This window comes from Paenibacillus sp. J22P218, assembly GCF_056269195.1.
Map to the genome: position 1 here is coordinate 25,467 of NZ_JBWDNL010000011.1, position 16,845 is coordinate 42,311.

General features: G+C 52.0%; 18 protein-coding genes. 9 read left to right on the plus strand and 9 right to left on the minus strand.

All coding sequences use genetic code 11. The features are described from left to right. Nucleotides 1-10: 10 nt before the first annotated feature. Entirely contained in the window at nt 11-838 is an 828-nt protein-coding gene (gene speE, locus AC0YN0_RS30185; RefSeq protein ID WP_337102260.1) for a polyamine aminopropyltransferase, read from the minus strand. 267 nt (nt 839-1,105) lie between these two features. On the opposite strand from speE, the gene AC0YN0_RS30190 reads away from it, so the two are divergent. After that, complete coding sequence (locus tag AC0YN0_RS30190; RefSeq protein ID WP_475824599.1) at nt 1,106-3,217, plus strand: transglycosylase domain-containing protein; 2,112 nt, start codon at nt 1,106-1,108, stop codon at nt 3,215-3,217. Nucleotides 3,218-3,377: 160 nt separating this feature from the next. Here the strand turns inward: AC0YN0_RS30190 and AC0YN0_RS30195 are convergent, their stop codons facing one another. Next, nucleotides 3,378-3,500, minus strand: coding sequence for a hypothetical protein (locus AC0YN0_RS30195; protein ID WP_475824600.1), 123 nt, complete (start codon nt 3,498-3,500; stop codon nt 3,378-3,380). Nucleotides 3,501-3,838: 338 nt separating this feature from the next. Between AC0YN0_RS30195 and AC0YN0_RS30200 the strand changes: the two genes are divergently transcribed. The 6 genes from AC0YN0_RS30200 to AC0YN0_RS30225 all read left to right on the plus strand — a co-directional run bounded on the left by AC0YN0_RS30200 (nt 3,839) and on the right by AC0YN0_RS30225 (nt 9,039). After that, on the plus strand, nt 3,839-4,126 hold the full coding sequence (locus AC0YN0_RS30200) for a hypothetical protein (RefSeq protein ID WP_337102267.1): 288 nt from the start codon (nt 3,839-3,841) through the stop codon (nt 4,124-4,126). A 297-nt stretch (nt 4,127-4,423) separates the two neighbouring features. Further along, entirely contained in the window at nt 4,424-5,422 is a 999-nt protein-coding gene (cyoA, locus tag AC0YN0_RS30205; protein ID WP_475824601.1) for a ubiquinol oxidase subunit II, read from the plus strand. 38 nt (nt 5,423-5,460) lie between these two features. After that, nucleotides 5,461-7,431 (plus strand): cbb3-type cytochrome c oxidase subunit I, encoded by a 1,971-nt coding sequence (locus AC0YN0_RS30210; protein ID WP_475824602.1) that lies wholly within the window; start codon nt 5,461-5,463, stop codon nt 7,429-7,431. Continuing rightward, on the plus strand, nt 7,431-8,069 hold the full coding sequence (gene cyoC / locus AC0YN0_RS30215; protein ID WP_475824603.1) for a cytochrome o ubiquinol oxidase subunit III: 639 nt from the start codon (nt 7,431-7,433) through the stop codon (nt 8,067-8,069). Before AC0YN0_RS30210 ends, cyoC begins: the two co-directional genes overlap by 1 nt. 1 nt (nt 8,070) lies before the next feature. Beyond that, nucleotides 8,071-8,421 (plus strand): cytochrome o ubiquinol oxidase subunit IV, encoded by a 351-nt coding sequence (gene cyoD / locus AC0YN0_RS30220; protein ID WP_442052006.1) that lies wholly within the window; start codon nt 8,071-8,073, stop codon nt 8,419-8,421. A gap of 147 nt (nt 8,422-8,568) precedes the next feature. Next, nucleotides 8,569-9,039, plus strand: coding sequence for a VOC family protein (locus AC0YN0_RS30225; protein WP_475824604.1), 471 nt, complete (start codon nt 8,569-8,571; stop codon nt 9,037-9,039). 60 nt (nt 9,040-9,099) lie between these two features. Here AC0YN0_RS30225 and AC0YN0_RS30230 read toward each other — a convergent pair whose 3' ends face one another. The 7 genes from AC0YN0_RS30230 to AC0YN0_RS30260 form a co-directional block, all read right to left on the minus strand. Continuing rightward, nucleotides 9,100-9,294 carry a hypothetical protein gene (locus AC0YN0_RS30230; protein ID WP_442052004.1) on the minus strand — a complete coding sequence of 65 codons (195 nt, stop codon included), beginning with the start codon at nt 9,292-9,294 and terminating at the stop codon, nt 9,100-9,102. A gap of 153 nt (nt 9,295-9,447) precedes the next feature. After that, nucleotides 9,448-9,636: a hypothetical protein gene (locus AC0YN0_RS30235; protein ID WP_337102274.1), complete on the minus strand. Its 189-nt coding sequence runs from the start codon at nt 9,634-9,636 to the stop codon at nt 9,448-9,450. 162 nt (nt 9,637-9,798) lie between these two features. After that, on the minus strand, nt 9,799-10,479 hold the full coding sequence (locus AC0YN0_RS30240) for a hypothetical protein (RefSeq protein WP_475824605.1): 681 nt from the start codon (nt 10,477-10,479) through the stop codon (nt 9,799-9,801). Continuing rightward, the gene (locus AC0YN0_RS30245) at nt 10,476-11,678 is read right to left on the minus strand and encodes a hypothetical protein (RefSeq protein WP_475824606.1); all 1,203 of its coding nucleotides are present in this window, start codon (nt 11,676-11,678) and stop codon (nt 10,476-10,478) included. Before AC0YN0_RS30245 ends, AC0YN0_RS30240 begins: the two co-directional genes overlap by 4 nt. A gap of 77 nt (nt 11,679-11,755) precedes the next feature. Then, entirely contained in the window at nt 11,756-12,313 is a 558-nt protein-coding gene (locus AC0YN0_RS30250; RefSeq protein WP_475824607.1) for an anti-sigma factor family protein, read from the minus strand. Next, complete coding sequence (locus AC0YN0_RS30255; RefSeq protein WP_475824608.1) at nt 12,310-12,894, minus strand: RNA polymerase sigma factor; 585 nt, start codon at nt 12,892-12,894, stop codon at nt 12,310-12,312. Before AC0YN0_RS30255 ends, AC0YN0_RS30250 begins: the two co-directional genes overlap by 4 nt. Nucleotides 12,895-13,039: 145 nt before the next feature. Beyond that, nucleotides 13,040-13,561, minus strand: coding sequence for a YwhD family protein (locus tag AC0YN0_RS30260; protein WP_475824609.1), 522 nt, complete (start codon nt 13,559-13,561; stop codon nt 13,040-13,042). A gap of 107 nt (nt 13,562-13,668) precedes the next feature. On the opposite strand from AC0YN0_RS30260, the gene AC0YN0_RS30265 reads away from it, so the two are divergent. Further along, the gene (locus tag AC0YN0_RS30265; protein ID WP_475824610.1) at nt 13,669-15,687 is read left to right on the plus strand and encodes a M1 family metallopeptidase; all 2,019 of its coding nucleotides are present in this window, start codon (nt 13,669-13,671) and stop codon (nt 15,685-15,687) included. A gap of 27 nt (nt 15,688-15,714) precedes the next feature. Further along, the gene (locus AC0YN0_RS30270; RefSeq protein ID WP_475824611.1) at nt 15,715-16,542 is read left to right on the plus strand and encodes a hypothetical protein; all 828 of its coding nucleotides are present in this window, start codon (nt 15,715-15,717) and stop codon (nt 16,540-16,542) included. Nucleotides 16,543-16,845: the final 303 nt, after the last annotated feature.

Here is a 16,845-nt window from a genome sequence, read left to right on the forward strand (position 1 = left end):
AGCCGTTCGCTTACTTAATAAGGTCTTCCACAAACTTCGGCAATACGAATGCCGCTTTGTGCAAGCGCGGTGTGTAATACTTTGTATCGATCTCTGGTATCGACGCCTCATCCACTTGAAGCGGATCATATTTCTTGCTGCCCATCGTGAAGGTCCACAGACCGCTCGGGTAAGTGGGAATGTTAGCGCCGTATACGCGCACGATCGGGAATACTTCCTTCACGTCCTTGTTCACGCTTTGAATCAGGTCAGCCTTGAACCAAGGATTGTCTGTCTGTGCTACGAAGATACCGTCTTCCTTGAGCGCGTCGTAAATGCCTTGGTAGAAGCCACGTGTGAACAAGTTCGCAGCAGGGCCGACAGGCTCAGTGGAATCGACCATAATAACGTCGTACGTGTTTTTGTGATCGTGAATATGCATGAAGCCGTCGTTCACAAGCACTTCGACACGCGGGTTGTCGAGCTCGCCTGCGATCGTCGGCAAATACTTTTTGGAGTATTCGATAACTTTGCCGTCAATGTCAACGAGAACTGCCTTTTTCACTTGCGGGTGTTTCATCACTTCACGGATAACGCCGCCGTCACCCCCGCCAACTACAAGGACATACTCCGGATTCGGATGCGTGTAGAGGATAGGATGCGCGACCATTTCGTGATATACGAACTCGTCCTTCACCGTCGTCATGACCATGCCGTCAAGCACAAGCATCGTGCCGAACTCTTCGGTTTCGATCATATCAAGCTGTTGAAAGTCCGTTTGTTCGGTTACGTACGTTTTCGTAATCTTCGCCGTAATGCCGAAGCTTTCGGTTTGTTTTTCTGTATACCACAACTCCATCGTGATGAATCCCTTCTTTCCTTCAATAGTTCACACTGTATTATAGTAAAAACTGCCCTTTGCTACAAGTATTTCTATGGGTGATGCGGCCAACTTAACATTTCGCGAATCCCCGTACCTTCGAGTGACTTCGATAGAAGTTTTTCTTATCGTTGCCATAATGCACGCAAATTAATTCCCCTTCCACGTTCCCCTAATGAATAGCGATCTCTTCGTTTTTCCATACTAAGGAAAAGTGAAGCTTTGCGCTGAAGGGAGTACGCTTACGTGACTAAGACTTCCAAACGACCGGTCAAGCCGCGCCGCTTGCCATCCATACCGATATTGGCCGAGAGATTTCTCCCTCAAATACTCCATATGAAAAAGTGGCTGAAGCGTTCCGCCATTCTGTTCGCTATCATTACTGGGCTTGCCTGCGGACTGCTTATTTTCTTGCGAACGCAGTCGCTGCCAGCTGCGAGCATCAGTCAGACGTCGCAGATGCTCGATCTGAACGGCAACGTGATCGATACGTTCCATGCGGGGGAGAATCGACGCTCCGTTAAGCTCGAGGATATTTCGCATTATGTAATCGAAGCAACGCTCGCCATTGAGGATCGGCGTTTCTATGACCATAGCGGTTTCGACGTGAAGGGTATGGCGCGAGCCGTCATGGTCAACGTGCAAAGCATGTCCGCACGACAAGGCGCCAGCACGCTGACGCAGCAGCTCGCGCGGAACTTGTATCTGACGCATGAGCGTACGTGGCAGCGCAAGATGAAGGAAGCCATGTATACGGTGCAGCTCGAAATGAACTATTCCAAGGACGAGATTCTCGGCATGTACTTGAACCAAATTTATTACGGACACGGCTCCTACGGCATTGAGGCAGCGTCCAAAATGTATTTCGATAAGCATGCGTCGGAGCTGTCGCTAGCTGAAAGCGCCATGCTCGCCGGCATTCCGAAGGGACCTAAATACTATTCGCCGTTTCTCGATATGAAGAACGCGAAGGATCGGCAGCACGCCATTCTCCATGCGATGATGGAAGGCGGAGCGATTACGAAGGAGCAGGCCGACAGCGCCTATGCTGAAGTACTGAACTTCCAGTCGCTTGAAGCCGGGCAGAGCGAAGGATTCGCCCCGTACTTCCGTGACTATATCCGTTCGGTCGCGGTCGATAAGCTTGGCATCGACGAGCATCTGCTGAACGAAGGCGGCATTACGATCTATACGACGCTCGATCCAGAAGCGCAAGCAGCAGCCGAGGATGCGATCAAGAAGACGATGCCATCCAAATCCGAGCAGCAAGCGGCGCTCATCGCTATCGATCCGCGCAACGGCTATATTAAGGCGATGGTCGGAGGACGTGATTATAAGACGAACCAGTTCAACCGTGTATTCGCGCAGACCCGTCAACCCGGTTCATCGTTCAAGCCGTTCCTATACTTGACCGCTCTGCAAAGCGGCTATATGACGCCGGTGACCCGTTTCAAAAGCGAACCGACCATCTTCACATTCGATGAAGGGCGCAAAACGTATGAGCCGCATAACTATAACGACAAATACGCGAACGAGTTCATCGACATGCGGCGGGCGCTCGCAGGATCAGATAATATCTACGCTGTTAACACCATCATGACCGTCGGGGCAGACAAAGTTATCGATACGGCTAGGAAGCTTGGCATTAAGAGCAACATGCAGCCCGTGCCTTCCCTTGCGCTCGGAACGTTTCCCGTCAGTCCGTTCGAGATGGCTTCCGCTTACGGAACGTTCGCGAATGCGGGCGTGCATACCGAGCCGGTCGCGATCATCAAAATTGAAGATCGCAAGGGCAACCTTATATATGAAGCGAAGCAACAGAGCCAGCAAGCCATATCGCCTGCCGAGGCTTACGTAATGACCAGCCTCATGGAGAGTGTTTTCGACGAGGGCGGCACCGGCTACCGCGTTTCTTCTATAATAAAGCGTCCCGTCGCCGGCAAGACGGGAACAACGGCTGCCGACGCATGGCTGGTCGGCTACACGCCGGAGCTTGCGACCGCGGTATGGGTCGGCTATGACAAGGATCGCACCTTGTCGGTAGCTGAGGCTCATCTAGCCGCGCCGATCTTTGCGCGGTTCACGGAGCAGTCGCTAGCGACTGTACCGCCGAAGATCTTCCCGATCCCGGCGGGCGTCGTGAACGTCTATATCGAACCGGAGAGCGGCAAGCTGGCGCTCGACACTTGCCCGACACGCAGACTGGAGACGTTCATTAGCGGCACGGAGCCGACGGAAGTGTGCGGAGCTCCTGCTTCCGCTGGCCAAGAAGGCGGCGGCACAGGCAAGGACGACGGCGCTGGAGCGGTTAAACGCCACTCGTGGTGGCAAGACCTCAAACGTTGGTGGACAGATTAAGCTAAGCACGCTTGCAGCGGGTAGTACAGTTAGCCCAACCCCTGATCGAAACACGATCAGGGGTTTTTTGATGACTATATGTCTTGTTAGGACTGATTTCGTTGCACATTTTGCAACAGAACGACCCGCTCGTCTTCCAACTGACCCTCGCCGCTGCACTTTATGCAACAGATAGATCCATGTAGTCATTCTTTTGCCAGTTCTGAGTCATTTCCGTTGCATATTGTGCAACGAAGCCCCTCTCCAACAGCCCTTTCTCCCTATTCTGTTGCACTTCCTGCAACGACCCCGCACCTCCCCCTTCATACGACCCTCTCTACTTCGCCCCTCACTCCCGCCTCTACTGCAAACGCCGGCATACGCGTCGCGCTATCGGCATAAACTAATTAGGATACTCCCGCTCCTACAACATATAGACGGCAAGGTCATAAAACCGCCATATTTTGCGTTTATTCGATAGGTGCAGATGGTCATTTTTGCGATTTCAAGTCTGCTAACCCCTGATCTTCGTTTATTTTTGACGGAAATATGATGAAAAAGTGAAATTTCTTTGAACAACGCAGACATATTGTGGTATAGTAAAAGCAAGTAAGCACTTACAATGACTCGGGAGTGTTGAATATGACGACGAAAACTGCATCAATCAGCCACGCGCAGCCGACTAAATCAGATGTCAAACGTCTTGTCAAAGCAATGACTGCCATTGCCTGGGGTATTCTCGGCATCGGCTTTCTGCTCTGCCTCGTTAATCTTAGCCACTTCAGCGATCAAAATGTCGGACTTATGGTCGGCATCGGATTTCTAATCGGCAGCGTTCATATTTATGTCATCGGTACGGCAATCGGACTCGTTCATGCGCGTCTCAATCAAGATCAGACAACGAAGGATCATCACGATCCGCAGGTTTGAGCTCCATAAGTAACGTGAATTAGAAGCTTAACAACCAGAATACCGGAGCGAGAAACTCCCTTTCCTATGTTGAGCTTGCCAGAGGGCCACTTTCTTCCTTGCGAAGAAGTGGCTCTTTTGCGTTATAAAACCAATTGAAAGCGCTTAATTACTGGTTAAAAGTAACTGGTGTCTAACAGGTGAACTTTCTATTACGGAAAAAAGACGAATTGTTGACGTAATTGTTAACCATGGAGTATTTGTTCTTCATATCTGCTATCTTAAGCGTAAGCAGTCATTTTGAGGAGTTGAAACGTTATGAGACCGTTTATTCGCATGCTGACACCTGTACTCTTGTTGCTGATGGCCGTCACGCTCTCCGGCTGCGGCGAGCAGTTCATTGTACTCGATCCGAAGGGACCGATCGGGGAATCCCAGAAGGATCTCATCTATTTATCCACCATACTATGTGCGGTCATTATCGTACCCGTGCTGATCTTAACGGCGATTATTGTATGGCGATATCGCGATAAGAAAGGCAGTACCGCTAAATATAGACCGAATTGGGAGCACAGCACGAAGCTCGAGGTCATCTGGTGGAGCATTCCGATCGTCATTATTATTGCGCTAGCCGCTGTAACCGTGAAATATACGCATGATCTGGAGCCTTCCAAGCCGATCGCTTCCGAGAAAGAAGCGATTACGATTCAAGTAACTTCGCTCGACTGGAAATGGTTATTCAAATATCCGGACGAGAACATTGCAACGATTAATTACGTGAAAATCCCTGAGGATGTGCCGGTACGCTTCCAGCTTACATCCGATACGGCGATGAACTCATTCTGGGTTCCGCAGCTAGGCGGACAAATCTACTCCATGTCAGGCATGGCAATGACTTTGTTCCTGCAAGCTGACGAGCAAGGCAGCTACTTCGGCACCGGCGCCAACTTTACGGGTAAAGACTTTGCGCAAATGACTTTCCAAGTCGATGCGACGACCGAAGAAGATTACAACGCTTGGGTGCAGGAAGTGAAGAACACTGCTCCGGCGCTTACAATGGAAGGCTTCGAGAAGCTGACCGAGCCGAGCACGTCCGAAACACAGCTGTTTTCCAGCTTCCCTGAAGGCTTGTTCGACAAGATTGTTACGCAGTACGTAGAAGAAGGCAGCGCGGGCGGTCATCATCACGGTGCTGCTGCACAAGACAGCGAGACGGATACCGCATCTGCAAAAGATGCAAAAGATGCAAAAGATACGAACGACGAAGCTGACAGCACAGATATGGATCATGAACATATGAACCATGAGGGGCATTAACCCCTAAGCACAATTACATTAATGTAGGAGGTCCCCTCATGTTGGACAAAATAAAAGAGTTCGCATCCGAGTTTTTCGTTACGGGCGACCCGCTTATTCTAGGGGCGCAAGTATCGATAGGACTGTCGGTCGTGGCGATCGTATTTGTACTCACCTTTTTCAAAAAATGGCGCTGGCTCTGGACCGAATGGCTAACGAGCGTCGATCATAAGAAAATCGGCATCATGTATATCATTGCCTCCATTCTTATGCTGTTCCGCGGCGGCGTCGATGCGCTGCTCATGCGGCTTCAGCTGGCTGCGCCGCAGCTCGAGTTTCTAGAGGCCGAGCACTATAACCAAATTTTCACGACGCATGGCGTAATTATGATCTTGTTCATGGCCATGCCGCTTATGTTCGGCTTATTCAATATCGTCGTTCCGCTCTTGATCGGCGCGCGCGACGTCGCATTCCCGTTCCTGAACTCCCTAAGCTTCTGGATGTTCTTCTTCGGGGCGATGCTGTTCAACGTATCATTCATCATCGGCGGTTCGCCCGATGCGGGCTGGCTCGCTTATCCGCCGCTATCCGAGCTGTCAGGCAGTCCCGGCCTCGGCCAAGACTTCTATATCTGGGGTATTCAAATCTCCGGTATCGGCTCGCTGGCAACAGGCATCAACTTTATCGTTACGATTCTGAAGATGCGCGCGCCTGGCATGACATTGATGAAAATGCCAATGTTCGTCTGGTCCGTCCTGTCTTCGTGTATTACGATTATTTTCGCATTCCCGATTCTAACCGTTACGCTGTTCCTGCTCTTCATTGACCGTTACCTCGGCGCGCATTTCTTCACGCTCGACGGCGGCGGCAACCCGATGATGTACATCAACCTCATCTGGATGTGGGGACATCCCGAAGTATATATCGTTATTTTGCCGGCATTCGGTATTTTCTCCGAGGTTGTATCGGCATTCTCGAAGAAAAAGCTATTCGGCTACAAGTCGATGGTATTCGCTCTTATGTCGATCAGCTTCTTCTCGTTCTTCACATGGGCGCATCACTTCTTCACGATGGGCTCCGGCGCGAACGTCAATGCGTTCTTCGCCGTTACGACGATGCTGATCGCGATCCCGACAGGGGTCAAAGTGTTCAACTGGCTGTTCACGATGTACCGGGGCAAGCTAAGCTTCCCGACACCGATGATGTGGTCGGTCGCATTCATTCCTTGCTTCGTTATCGGGGGCATGACGGGGGTGCTGCTGTCCGTAGCACCTGCGGACTTCCAGTTCCACAACAGTTACTTCCTGATCGCCCACTTCCACCAAGTATTAATCGGCGGCGTCGTATTCGGTTACTTCGCGGGGCTATACTATTGGTGGCCGAAAATGTTCGGGTTCAAGCTTCACGAGGGACTCGGCAAATGGGCATTCTGGTTCTGGAACATCGGCTTCTACGTCTGCTTCATGCCGCAATACGCGCTTGGCCTCATGGGCATGACGCGCCGCGTCAACACGTACGACTTCGATATGGGCTGGCAGCCGCTTAACGTCATCTCTACTGTCGGCGGTTTCTTAATGGGTATCGCGTTCCTGTTCCAAGTATGGCAAATCGCGCACAGCATTAAGTTCTTTAAGAAAGTCGACAATGGCGACAACTGGGACGGCAGAACGCTCGAATGGTCGATTCCATCGCCTGCGCCGCTCTATAACTTTGCAAGAATACCGCAAGTACAAAGCCAGGATGACTGGTGGGAAACGAAGCAACGCCGCGCTGCGGGCGAGCCTGAACCGGCGCCTGCGCCGCTTGAACCGATTCATATGCCGAAAAACTCGGGCATTCCGTTCATTATGTCCGTCTGCTGGTTCGTATTGGGCTTCGGCCTTGTCTGGGATTGGCTCTGGATGGCGATACCGGGCTTCATCGGCATCGTAGCCTGCTTGCTGGCCCGTTCGTTCACCTACGACACCGACTATTACATTCCTGTCGATGAAATCGAGCGCACGGAAGCTGCTCTAAGGGGGGCAAAATAATGGCACACGCGATTTCAAAAACAGCGGGAGCCCATGGCGGCGGCGGTCACCATGACGAGCACCACGGCCATGACCATCACGATCAAGAATCGATGAAAATGTTCGGCTTCTGGCTGTTTCTTATTACAGACGTTATCCTGTTCGGCACTCTGTTCGCGACGTTCGTCGTGCTGCGCCTCAATACGGCAGCAGGACCTACGCCGGGCGAGCTGATCGAGCTGAACGGCATCATTATCTCGACGTTCATCCTGCTTACGAGCAGCTTCACGAGCGGTATCGCCGTGCTGGAGATGAACCGAGGCAACAAGCGCGGGCTTATTCTATGGCTCGCCATTACAGCGCTTCTAGGCGCATCGTTCATCGCCTTGGAGGTTACCGAGTTCATTCACCTCGTTCATGAGGGAGCGAATATCGGCACTAGCGCCTACTGGTCGGCATTCTTCACGCTTGTCGGCACGCACGGACTTCACGTCTCGGTCGGTCTCGTCTGGATGGTTGCGCTCATGCTGCAGCTGTCACGCCGCGGCATTACGCCGGTCACGAAGCGCAAGGTCGGCATTATCAGCTTGTACTGGCATTTCCTTGACGTCGTATGGATCTTCGTATTCACAATCGTTTACTTGATGGGGGTGATGTAGGATGGCGAATCATAACGCGCACGATGTGCAGCATGGCAACGGCGAGCACGGCTCGCATGAGCATGGCGGCACGATGAAGTCCTACGTCATCGGCTTCTTGCTCTCGATCGTGCTTACGATCATCCCGCTTGTCGTCGTCATGAACGACTTGCTGAGCAAGTCCGGTACAACGTTGCTTATCCTTATCATGGCGGTGCTCCAATTCGCCGTTCAGCTCTTCTTCTTCATGCATATCCGCGATGAAGAGAAGCCGCGCTTCAATCTGATGGCGCTCATCTTCGGCCTGGTCATCCTGCTTACGATCGTCGCAGGTTCGATCTGGATTATGACTTACAATACGGTTGCTCATTAAGAGCAGCGCATAGACACAATTAAAGAGGCTGCACATAAGTTCGCTTATGTGCAGCCTCTTCTCTTTTTTTCACAACTGCTGTTTGGATTTCATTCCAGTTCTCGTTTATTAAATGACAAGACAGTGACCATAGAAGGGATGATCGAGATGTCTGAAGCGTCGAATCAACAACCTCTTAATGCATTAAAATGCGTTTGCTCGAACTATGTACCAGTCAAGGACCCGTTGCGCTCCGCCGAATGGTGGCAACGAAATTTCGGCCTGGCGTATGCCGTGCCATTCAATCCGGCCGAGTTCCAAGTCATTCTTAAGCTTTCCGATGGACAGTGGCTTCACTTGGTGGAAACCGACGGAGTCATTGATAACCAATTCCCTAATAAGAAAGGTTATGAAATGTTCAGACTTACGTTCGAGGTCAGGCAAATCGAGCAGCTGTATGACCGTCTGCAGAAAAACGGCGTACGTACGGAGGAGCTTGAGGATCGGGGCAGCTGCGGCATTAACTTCGTGTTCTACGATCCGGACGGCAACAAATTCGATGTCAACGAGGTTGTCCATATCCATCGCACGCCGGAAGAAGCGGAGAAGGTCAAAACGCATCTCTTTCATATGGCCTAACGAACAAACGAATAAGGGCTGCCTATGCGCACGGCAGCCCTTATTTTCCATTCAGCACAATCAATTGGCGAGCGTCTTGCTGTTCATCATTTTATACATGAAGCGTTGAAGCTGCTTTTCCCGATTCACTCTCATTTGGAGATGATCAAGCGCTGCTTTGGCTCTATCCCTATACGCTTGGTCGCCGAACATTCCATAAAGACGCATATAATCATTGTATTCGTCCAGCCATTCGTTGACGTAAGAAGCATTCATATCCATCCCTCCATCAGCTCAATGTCTAAATGATAACGCTTCACTATGAATCTATTATGAGTTTAGGATAAAAGAATTGTAAATATTCCATTTTTCTTACCTTCCGAAAAAAAATACTCGCACTCCTTGGGGAGAATGCGAGTTCATTCGAAGCTATACCGTAATGGCATCGATCTTCACTTGCGGTGCATTCGCGCATTTCTTGCACACTTTAACCGCTTTATTGCCGGATGTCGTTCTCGAATAAAGCAGCTTGATTCTCGTGCTGCTGCATGCCGGACATGTACCGCGTCCACGCGTAGGATCATTCCAGAGCGCCTTGCCTCTTTTTGTTTTGGCCATTGCCTATTACCCCTTTGCAGACAGATGCGGGGCTTTGCCGGGACAGCCCGGAATGCTGTTCGGCACGCTTCCCTTGCCTCCATTGTAGCGGCGTTGCATGCTGCCTGAAAGGGAATAAATGGTTTAAATCGAATGCGGCTATGAACCAAGCCTCTCTACCAACTAGTAACCCCGATGCTCAACCTCTAGTCCCTTCGGCAAGACGAGCGTGAGCTGCGAGTCGTATGTATCGGTAACGAGACCGCCGTCTCTGCGATCAAGCGTGCCGATCATCATATAGAGCGTATTGCCGACAACCGTCGTCTGCATCAGCTCTTTGTCCGGTTCGCTAATCGGTTCAGCCGACCAATAGCGGATCTGTCCGAATAGCTTTGCCTCGCGCGTATCCGACTCTCCAAGCACAACCCCGCCAATCGATTGCACGATGACTTTGTTCACGTTATCCGGCACTTGCAGCGAATGCGGCTCCACGAAGACCGATCGTTGCGTCGTTTGCAGGCCGCGTTGCAGCTCATCGAATAAGCCAGTAGACATCAGCAGCGCAAGCCCGAGGCTTGCAGTGCCGATAAGGCCTACAAAGAACACGCTTATCCAATCATATCTGACGATGGCAAGGTCGCTTCCGGAGAACTTCAAATATAATAGCAGCTCCAAGCCAAGCAAGATGAACACGATCGGCGCAACCCATAACAGCATTTCATAGGCTTCAATGTCCTGCCAAAGCGATGCGGCAAGCGCCGCACCAATCAGCATTAACGTAACACCCATCGATAGGGAGCCTACTCGCCAAGTGCGAATCCCTCCATCGGGAAGGGGACGATTCAACGTATCTAACGCATTCATTGCATGTCCTCCTCTTGCTTGGATAAAGTCGGCGGCGGTGGCGGTGCCATCGTATCATGCCGCCCCTCGGAATAGGTTTTACCGCCAAACACAAGCCGCATGCCGACGATAATCATAACGAAAGCGACGACCGCCGTCGGAATCATATATTTCAGTTGCAAGTATTGGGTGTAAATTTCGTTGGAATATCTCGATGCCACTTCCGCGGCTACACGGTCAAGCAAGTAGTAAGCGCCGAAACCAAGCAATGCGAAGCCGAACCAGCGTTGGTACGGTACAAGCTGCGTCAATACAGGCTCATCGCTAAGCGTCTGACGCTCGTAGCGTGACGTCTGCTGCAGCGCATCGAAGAATGCGAAGCACCAGAACAAGGGCAATAAGAAGAAGAACAATGACAATCTGAGATTGTCCATAATGTAGACGGTGAGCAAGAAGCCGCCCATCAATTGCAGGCCGCGCTTTTGAAGACCCAGATACAGATGGCCTGCCCCGGGGAAAATCGATAGCGCAATCGCCAGCACCTTGCTTTTGCGTCCCGAAGCGATATGCGCCTCAAGCTCCTCGAACACCGCGCGATCCTCCATACGCTCACCGCGCTGCTTCGCATGCATCTGCTGAATCGCATCGAACATGCTAAAAATCCAAATAATCGGAAGGCCCAGCAGAAAGATGAGCAGCGCTGCCTTACCCGTCACCACACTCAGAAACACGATAATCGCGAACAGCCCGATAAATGAAATGAGAAACGTAATGCCGCGCTGCATCAGACCGAGACTCATATGACCAAGACCAGGCAGGAAGGAAAGCATAATCGTCCTCGTCTTCTCTTGCTGCAGCTGATGCTGCATATGATACGCCTGAGCCTGATCATACGGATTGAAGCTTGATTCCGCCCCTCCTTGACTCGGGTACGAGCCAAGCATCGGAGGCACTGCGGGCGACCCCGCATTCACTCGTCCCGAGAACAGCGTTATAAGCATATCGAGCATATTGATAGACCAACTGACCGCCATAATAAAGAATCCAAAGAAAGCGAAGCCCTCATCCAAATTGTTCGATATGCCAAAAAGGAACATGAAGAACATAGTTCCGAAAAACGATCCTCCATATAATACGAACCGGACGGGACGGCCTAAGTAACCATGACCTACCCCCGGTAAAAACGACAGTAAAAAAGCAGCTAACGGGCTTTTGTTCATTCTAAATTCCTACCTCTCTGTTCATCGTACTCCCGTGCATCTATCTTCATCGAGCGAAGCCGTACATACGCTCTTGCTTACCTGTACCTGCTCTCCCGAATGCCATCCAGCCAAGATCCCGTACGATCAACCATACGATCCGACCATGATTCGGACGGTAGCGACGGCAATTGCTCTGTTGCCTGGGGAGGTTGAACGACGGCCTCCTGATCCAGCTTGGACAGCTTGTCGGACAGACCGGCGAATGTACCTGTACCCAAAAGCAGCAGCGTAATAGATGCCGCTATCGTATATTGAGCGACCGGATGCTGCAGCCAAGAACGGCGGCGAGCAGGGCGGGGTGATGACTGAACAACCTTGACCTCAGCTGCAGCTGCACTCTCTGCATGGAGCTGTGCAATGACCCGCTGCTCCAATATATCCATATCCGGCAGCAACAGCTCACTCTCTGCTTGCGTGGCCTGGGCCGCATCCATAAAGCGCTGCAAGCAATGTTCGCACTCAGCCAAATGCCCATCAACGAGCTCGCGATCCTGCTCCGATAGACGATGCTCCACGTAGTTCTTCATCATAGGTTCGGCTACATGATCGACCGTCCCATCTGCACCTTCTCTGCTTGCTATATGCTTGTTCATTCAAAATCCTCCCTTCGCCAATGCTTCTTCATCCAGCTTCGCGCCCGGTACAGCCTGGATTCGACGCTCTTGCGCTCCAATCCGGTTTCGACCGCAATCTGTTCATACGATTTGTCTTCCATATAATAAGCGGTGACAACCTCGCGATAATTTCCCGGCAGCTCGTCCACCCGCTCACGAATATGCCGTAAATGTTCTTGTTCCAGCGCGATCGATTCCGCGGCGGGAACATGGCTGTCATCATGCAGCTGCTCCTCGGTCCGCAGGTTCGCCTCGCTCTCGAACAGCTCCTCGGGTTTCCTTGCTCGGCTGCGCTTGTAATCAATCGCGCGATTAACTGCTATTCGTGTAATCCATGTCTTCAAACCGTCTAATCGGCATTCCGGGAGGGAGCGATAGATTTGAAGGAGCACTTCCTGTGTCACATCCTCCGCATCATGCGGCGAATGCAGCACGGCATAGACGGTTTTGTATATATACGGACCATAAGCTTGCACGAACGGTCGATAATGCTCGGGCCCGCCGCTCTGTACCGCCTTGATCCAATCCGTATCCTGAATGTCGCTCTCCTCCTTCCCCATACAATAGACGACAGAGACTGTCCTATACCCTGCACTTTTTTAAAAACTTTTTTAGACATAACGATGAAAACCCCACCATTCGCAGTCAAGCTCATCCCTGCGAACGGTGAGGTTCTCCCCATTATTTCACTAGCAAAGTCGGAAATTACACCTCAAGCGCTTGCTTGAGCTCATCTGTCGAACGATTCCACCACTCGGCGTTGTGCTCCACGAGCAGCTTGCGCAACGCGGCTTTCTCCACATCGCCAAGCTCGCCAAGAACGATACGGCGCTTCAATGAATAATCCAGCTTGTTGACGTGATCGGCGAGAATCTTCCACCCGCGGCGCGCTTCCGTATCGATCCACATCTCGCAAGCCGTAGCGCCTGCGTAATAAGCGCCCTCTTCATTGCGATCCACCGCTACCCATACGATCCAGCATTGGCGGCCGTTCGGCGTATCTTCCCGGTTCGGCGTAAACTTAATGCCGCGCTCGATCTTGCTCTTCGCATGCATCGCGCCTACATCGATATAGGCCTCTCCGTTATCGATAATGATGCAGGATACTTGGCTCAGATCGATGGATCCGGCTCCGAAACCTTTATGTTGTTTGTTGCTCACAACGTTGAGCGACAGTTGTTTCTTCTCTTTCTTCTCTGGCTGTTCTTGCTGATTCTGATCATCCATCCCTGCATTCACACCTTCCCCGTACAATAATTACATTTTAGCTAATAATCCTCGAAAAGCAAACATATACATGCTGTAGATGCTTGTCAACGGGAGGGAAACGTTCAATGACTCCACGCAACGTCAAACGAATCTTATTAGTTATGCTCGGAATTGTACTGCTCGGCGTGTCTGTGCAGTACGGCTTCGGGAATGCTTGGCAATCGCAGTATACCTATGCATTAGCTCCCGCGGCGATTGCCAAGCAGCCACCGCCCGCTTCTGCCCAAAAAACGGCCAAGCCGCCCGCCCAGCAGCAACCCGACACGGGCGCAGCGCCTAAGCCGCAATCGCTCAGCAAGCGTGTAGTTGAGTACCACATGAACGTCAGCTTGCGCGAGGACGCTCGGCATTTGGACGGCGATCAGATCGTAACCTGGACCAATCCCGGCAAAAAAGCGGTGTCCGAGCTCTACTTCCATCTGTACCCGAACGCTTTCCAGTCCAAGAAAACAACGTTCATGAGCGAGTCAGGCGGCAAGCTGCGCGAGGACAAGGCTACGGCGGACAGCCTCGGCTTCATGAACCTGCTGTCGCTTCAGACGCTTGAGGGGGAGAACCTGCTGCCTCGCCTCCATTACGTTCAGCCCGATGACGGCAACGTCAACGATCTTACGCTGGTCAAGCTCCGCCTGCTGGAGCCCGTTGCGCCAGGCAAGACCGTAACGCTGCGCATGGGCTTCGAGGTGAAGCTGCCCGAAGTGTTCGCCCGTATGGGCTACTCCGGCAACTTCGTCATGGCGGGCCAATGGTTCCCGAAGGTAGCGGTCTACGAAACGGTGGGAACGCGAGGACGTACCGCCGAAGGCTGGAACGTTCATCAATACCACGGCAATTCCGAGTTCTATAGCGACTTTGGCATTTACAGCGTGAAGATCAACGTACCTGAGTCTTATACCGTTGCAGCTACAGGCTTCCAAACGAAGACGGCTGAAGGCGGCAACGGAAGAAAGTCGTATCAATTCTACGCGGAAGACGTTCACGACTTCGCATGGTCGGCATCGCCCGACTTCGTCTTCGCGGAGGAAGCTTTCTCGGATAAAGGCGTGCCGGGCGTTCGCATTAAGCTGTACCTCGACCCGCTGCATGCCGACCTCCAGGAACGTTACATGCATGCGGCCAAGTCCGCGCTCTCCAAGTACGCGCAGTGGTACGGCGAATATCCTTACAGCACGCTGTCGATCGTTGTCCCGCCGAAGGGCGGCAATGGCGCAGGCGGCATGGAATACCCGACGCTCGTCACCGCGTTCGCCGCCGAGAAGGCGAATCCCGGCTACGACCTCGAGCGTACCGTCGTTCATGAGATCGGCCACCAATATTGGTACGGCATGGTTGCCTCCAATGAATTCGAGGAAGCTTGGCTGGACGAGGGCTTCACCTCCTATGCCGAGGATATGGTCATGGAGTCCGCCTACGGACTTGAGCCGAACCTCAGGATTGAAGCGAGCTATATGACGGACCCTGCGCCGCTTAAGCAGCCGTCTTGGGCTTATAGCAGCCATAATCAATACGCGGAGAACGTCTATCTGCGCGCGAAGCTTGTCCTTGTCGGCATCCAGCATCAGGTCGGCGACAAGACAATGGCGAAGATTATGCGGACCTATTTTCAAAAATACAAATTCAAGCATCCTTCGACTGCCGACTTCCAGCGCGTTGTCGAACAGGTAACGAAGACGAAGTGGCATGACTACTTCAGCGGATACGTTTACGCGAACCAAATGTCCGACTACTCGGTCGAATCGATTCAAGTGAAACCGACTGAGCAGGACGGCCAGAAGCTCTATGAATCGACCGTGCTCGTGAAGCGGAACGGCGGTGTAAGCGGTCAAATCCCGATCACGCTGCAGTTCACGGACGGCGCGACGGTGACAAAGCTATGGGATGCCGACGACTCCCACGTCCAGATTACGCAAGTGCATACGGCTCCTCTGCAATGGGCGATGATCGATTCCGAGCATTCGAACGTACTCGACAATAAGCTCATCAACAACTATATGCAAGCCGATCTGCCGGACAAGACGCGCATCCGGTGGGGCATCAGCGTATCGAAGCTGATCGAGGGACTGTTAGGTACGCTGAGCTGGTAAGTATAAGCGCGCAAGGAGCGATCGAATATGAAAATGTATATGAAGCAAGGTTGGCAGCTTGCGGTCAAGCACTTCCACCTCATCATTCTGTTATTTCTGTATCAGTTGCTATGGGGCTTCTTCCTCTATCGATTTATCGATTCGGTCGTCTCGCCCTTGCTGCGCCGGTTTCCAGCTGCATACCCGTCTGATACAGCCGTTCACCTCTTTCTGACCGAAGCGCAGTTCCAACTGCTGAAGACGGACATCCTTACGCCTTATGTATGGATGCTAGGCGGCTTGTTCGCCATCCGCATGCTGCTGACTCCCCTGTTCAATGCCGGACTGTTCTATTCGCTGCACCATTCTAGTACGCGAGGCGAAGGCGTGTCCGGCGGCGGCACTAAATTTGTAGAAGGCATTCGCAAAGCTTGGAAACCGGTCATGGTGCTCCACTGGGCGGAGGCCGCGCTAACACTTGCTCCCGGATTCTGGGTGCTGCCTCATGCGCTCGACGCATACCTGCAAGGCGGATCGAACGTCGACCTGCTGCAATCCGTCCTTCCCGGCGCTGGACTATGGCTGTTCTGGGGCGTGCTGCTGCATCTGCTCTTCCTGGCCATGCAGCTTGGCGCCGCTTCAAAAGAAGGCATCCTCCACTCGCTCGGGCGCGCTCTGAGGCATATCATCTCATTCGCTGCCATCTCGCTGGTTATGTGGGCCATCGGAGCCGGATTAGGACTTCTCATCACCGGCGTATCGCTGCTATGGGCCGGACTATTCGCGCTCATCCTTCATCAAGGCTACAACTTGGTGCGAACGCTCGTCCGAGTATGGACCATTGCCGCCCAATACGAATGCCTGCAATCCAAGTAGCTTCATTATCTTAGCCCGCTTTAGCTCAAATACCCCCGAATTTACGCCTGTCCTATTATGGCGAATTCGGGGGTTTTTACGTTATCATCCTACTAATGACGGCGACAGCCTTTTTTGCTAGAAAGATGAGAATCCTCTCACCATTAGTACCTTGGGGTCATACTTTACAGAATATCCACATAATTAATGAAATCGAGTATCGATTATTTAGTCCCTCGGTCCTAGTTGCGGCTTAAATATTACATGAAAAATGATTATACGAAGCAGTTTGTCAAAAGATTACATGAGAATTATTAGAATTTT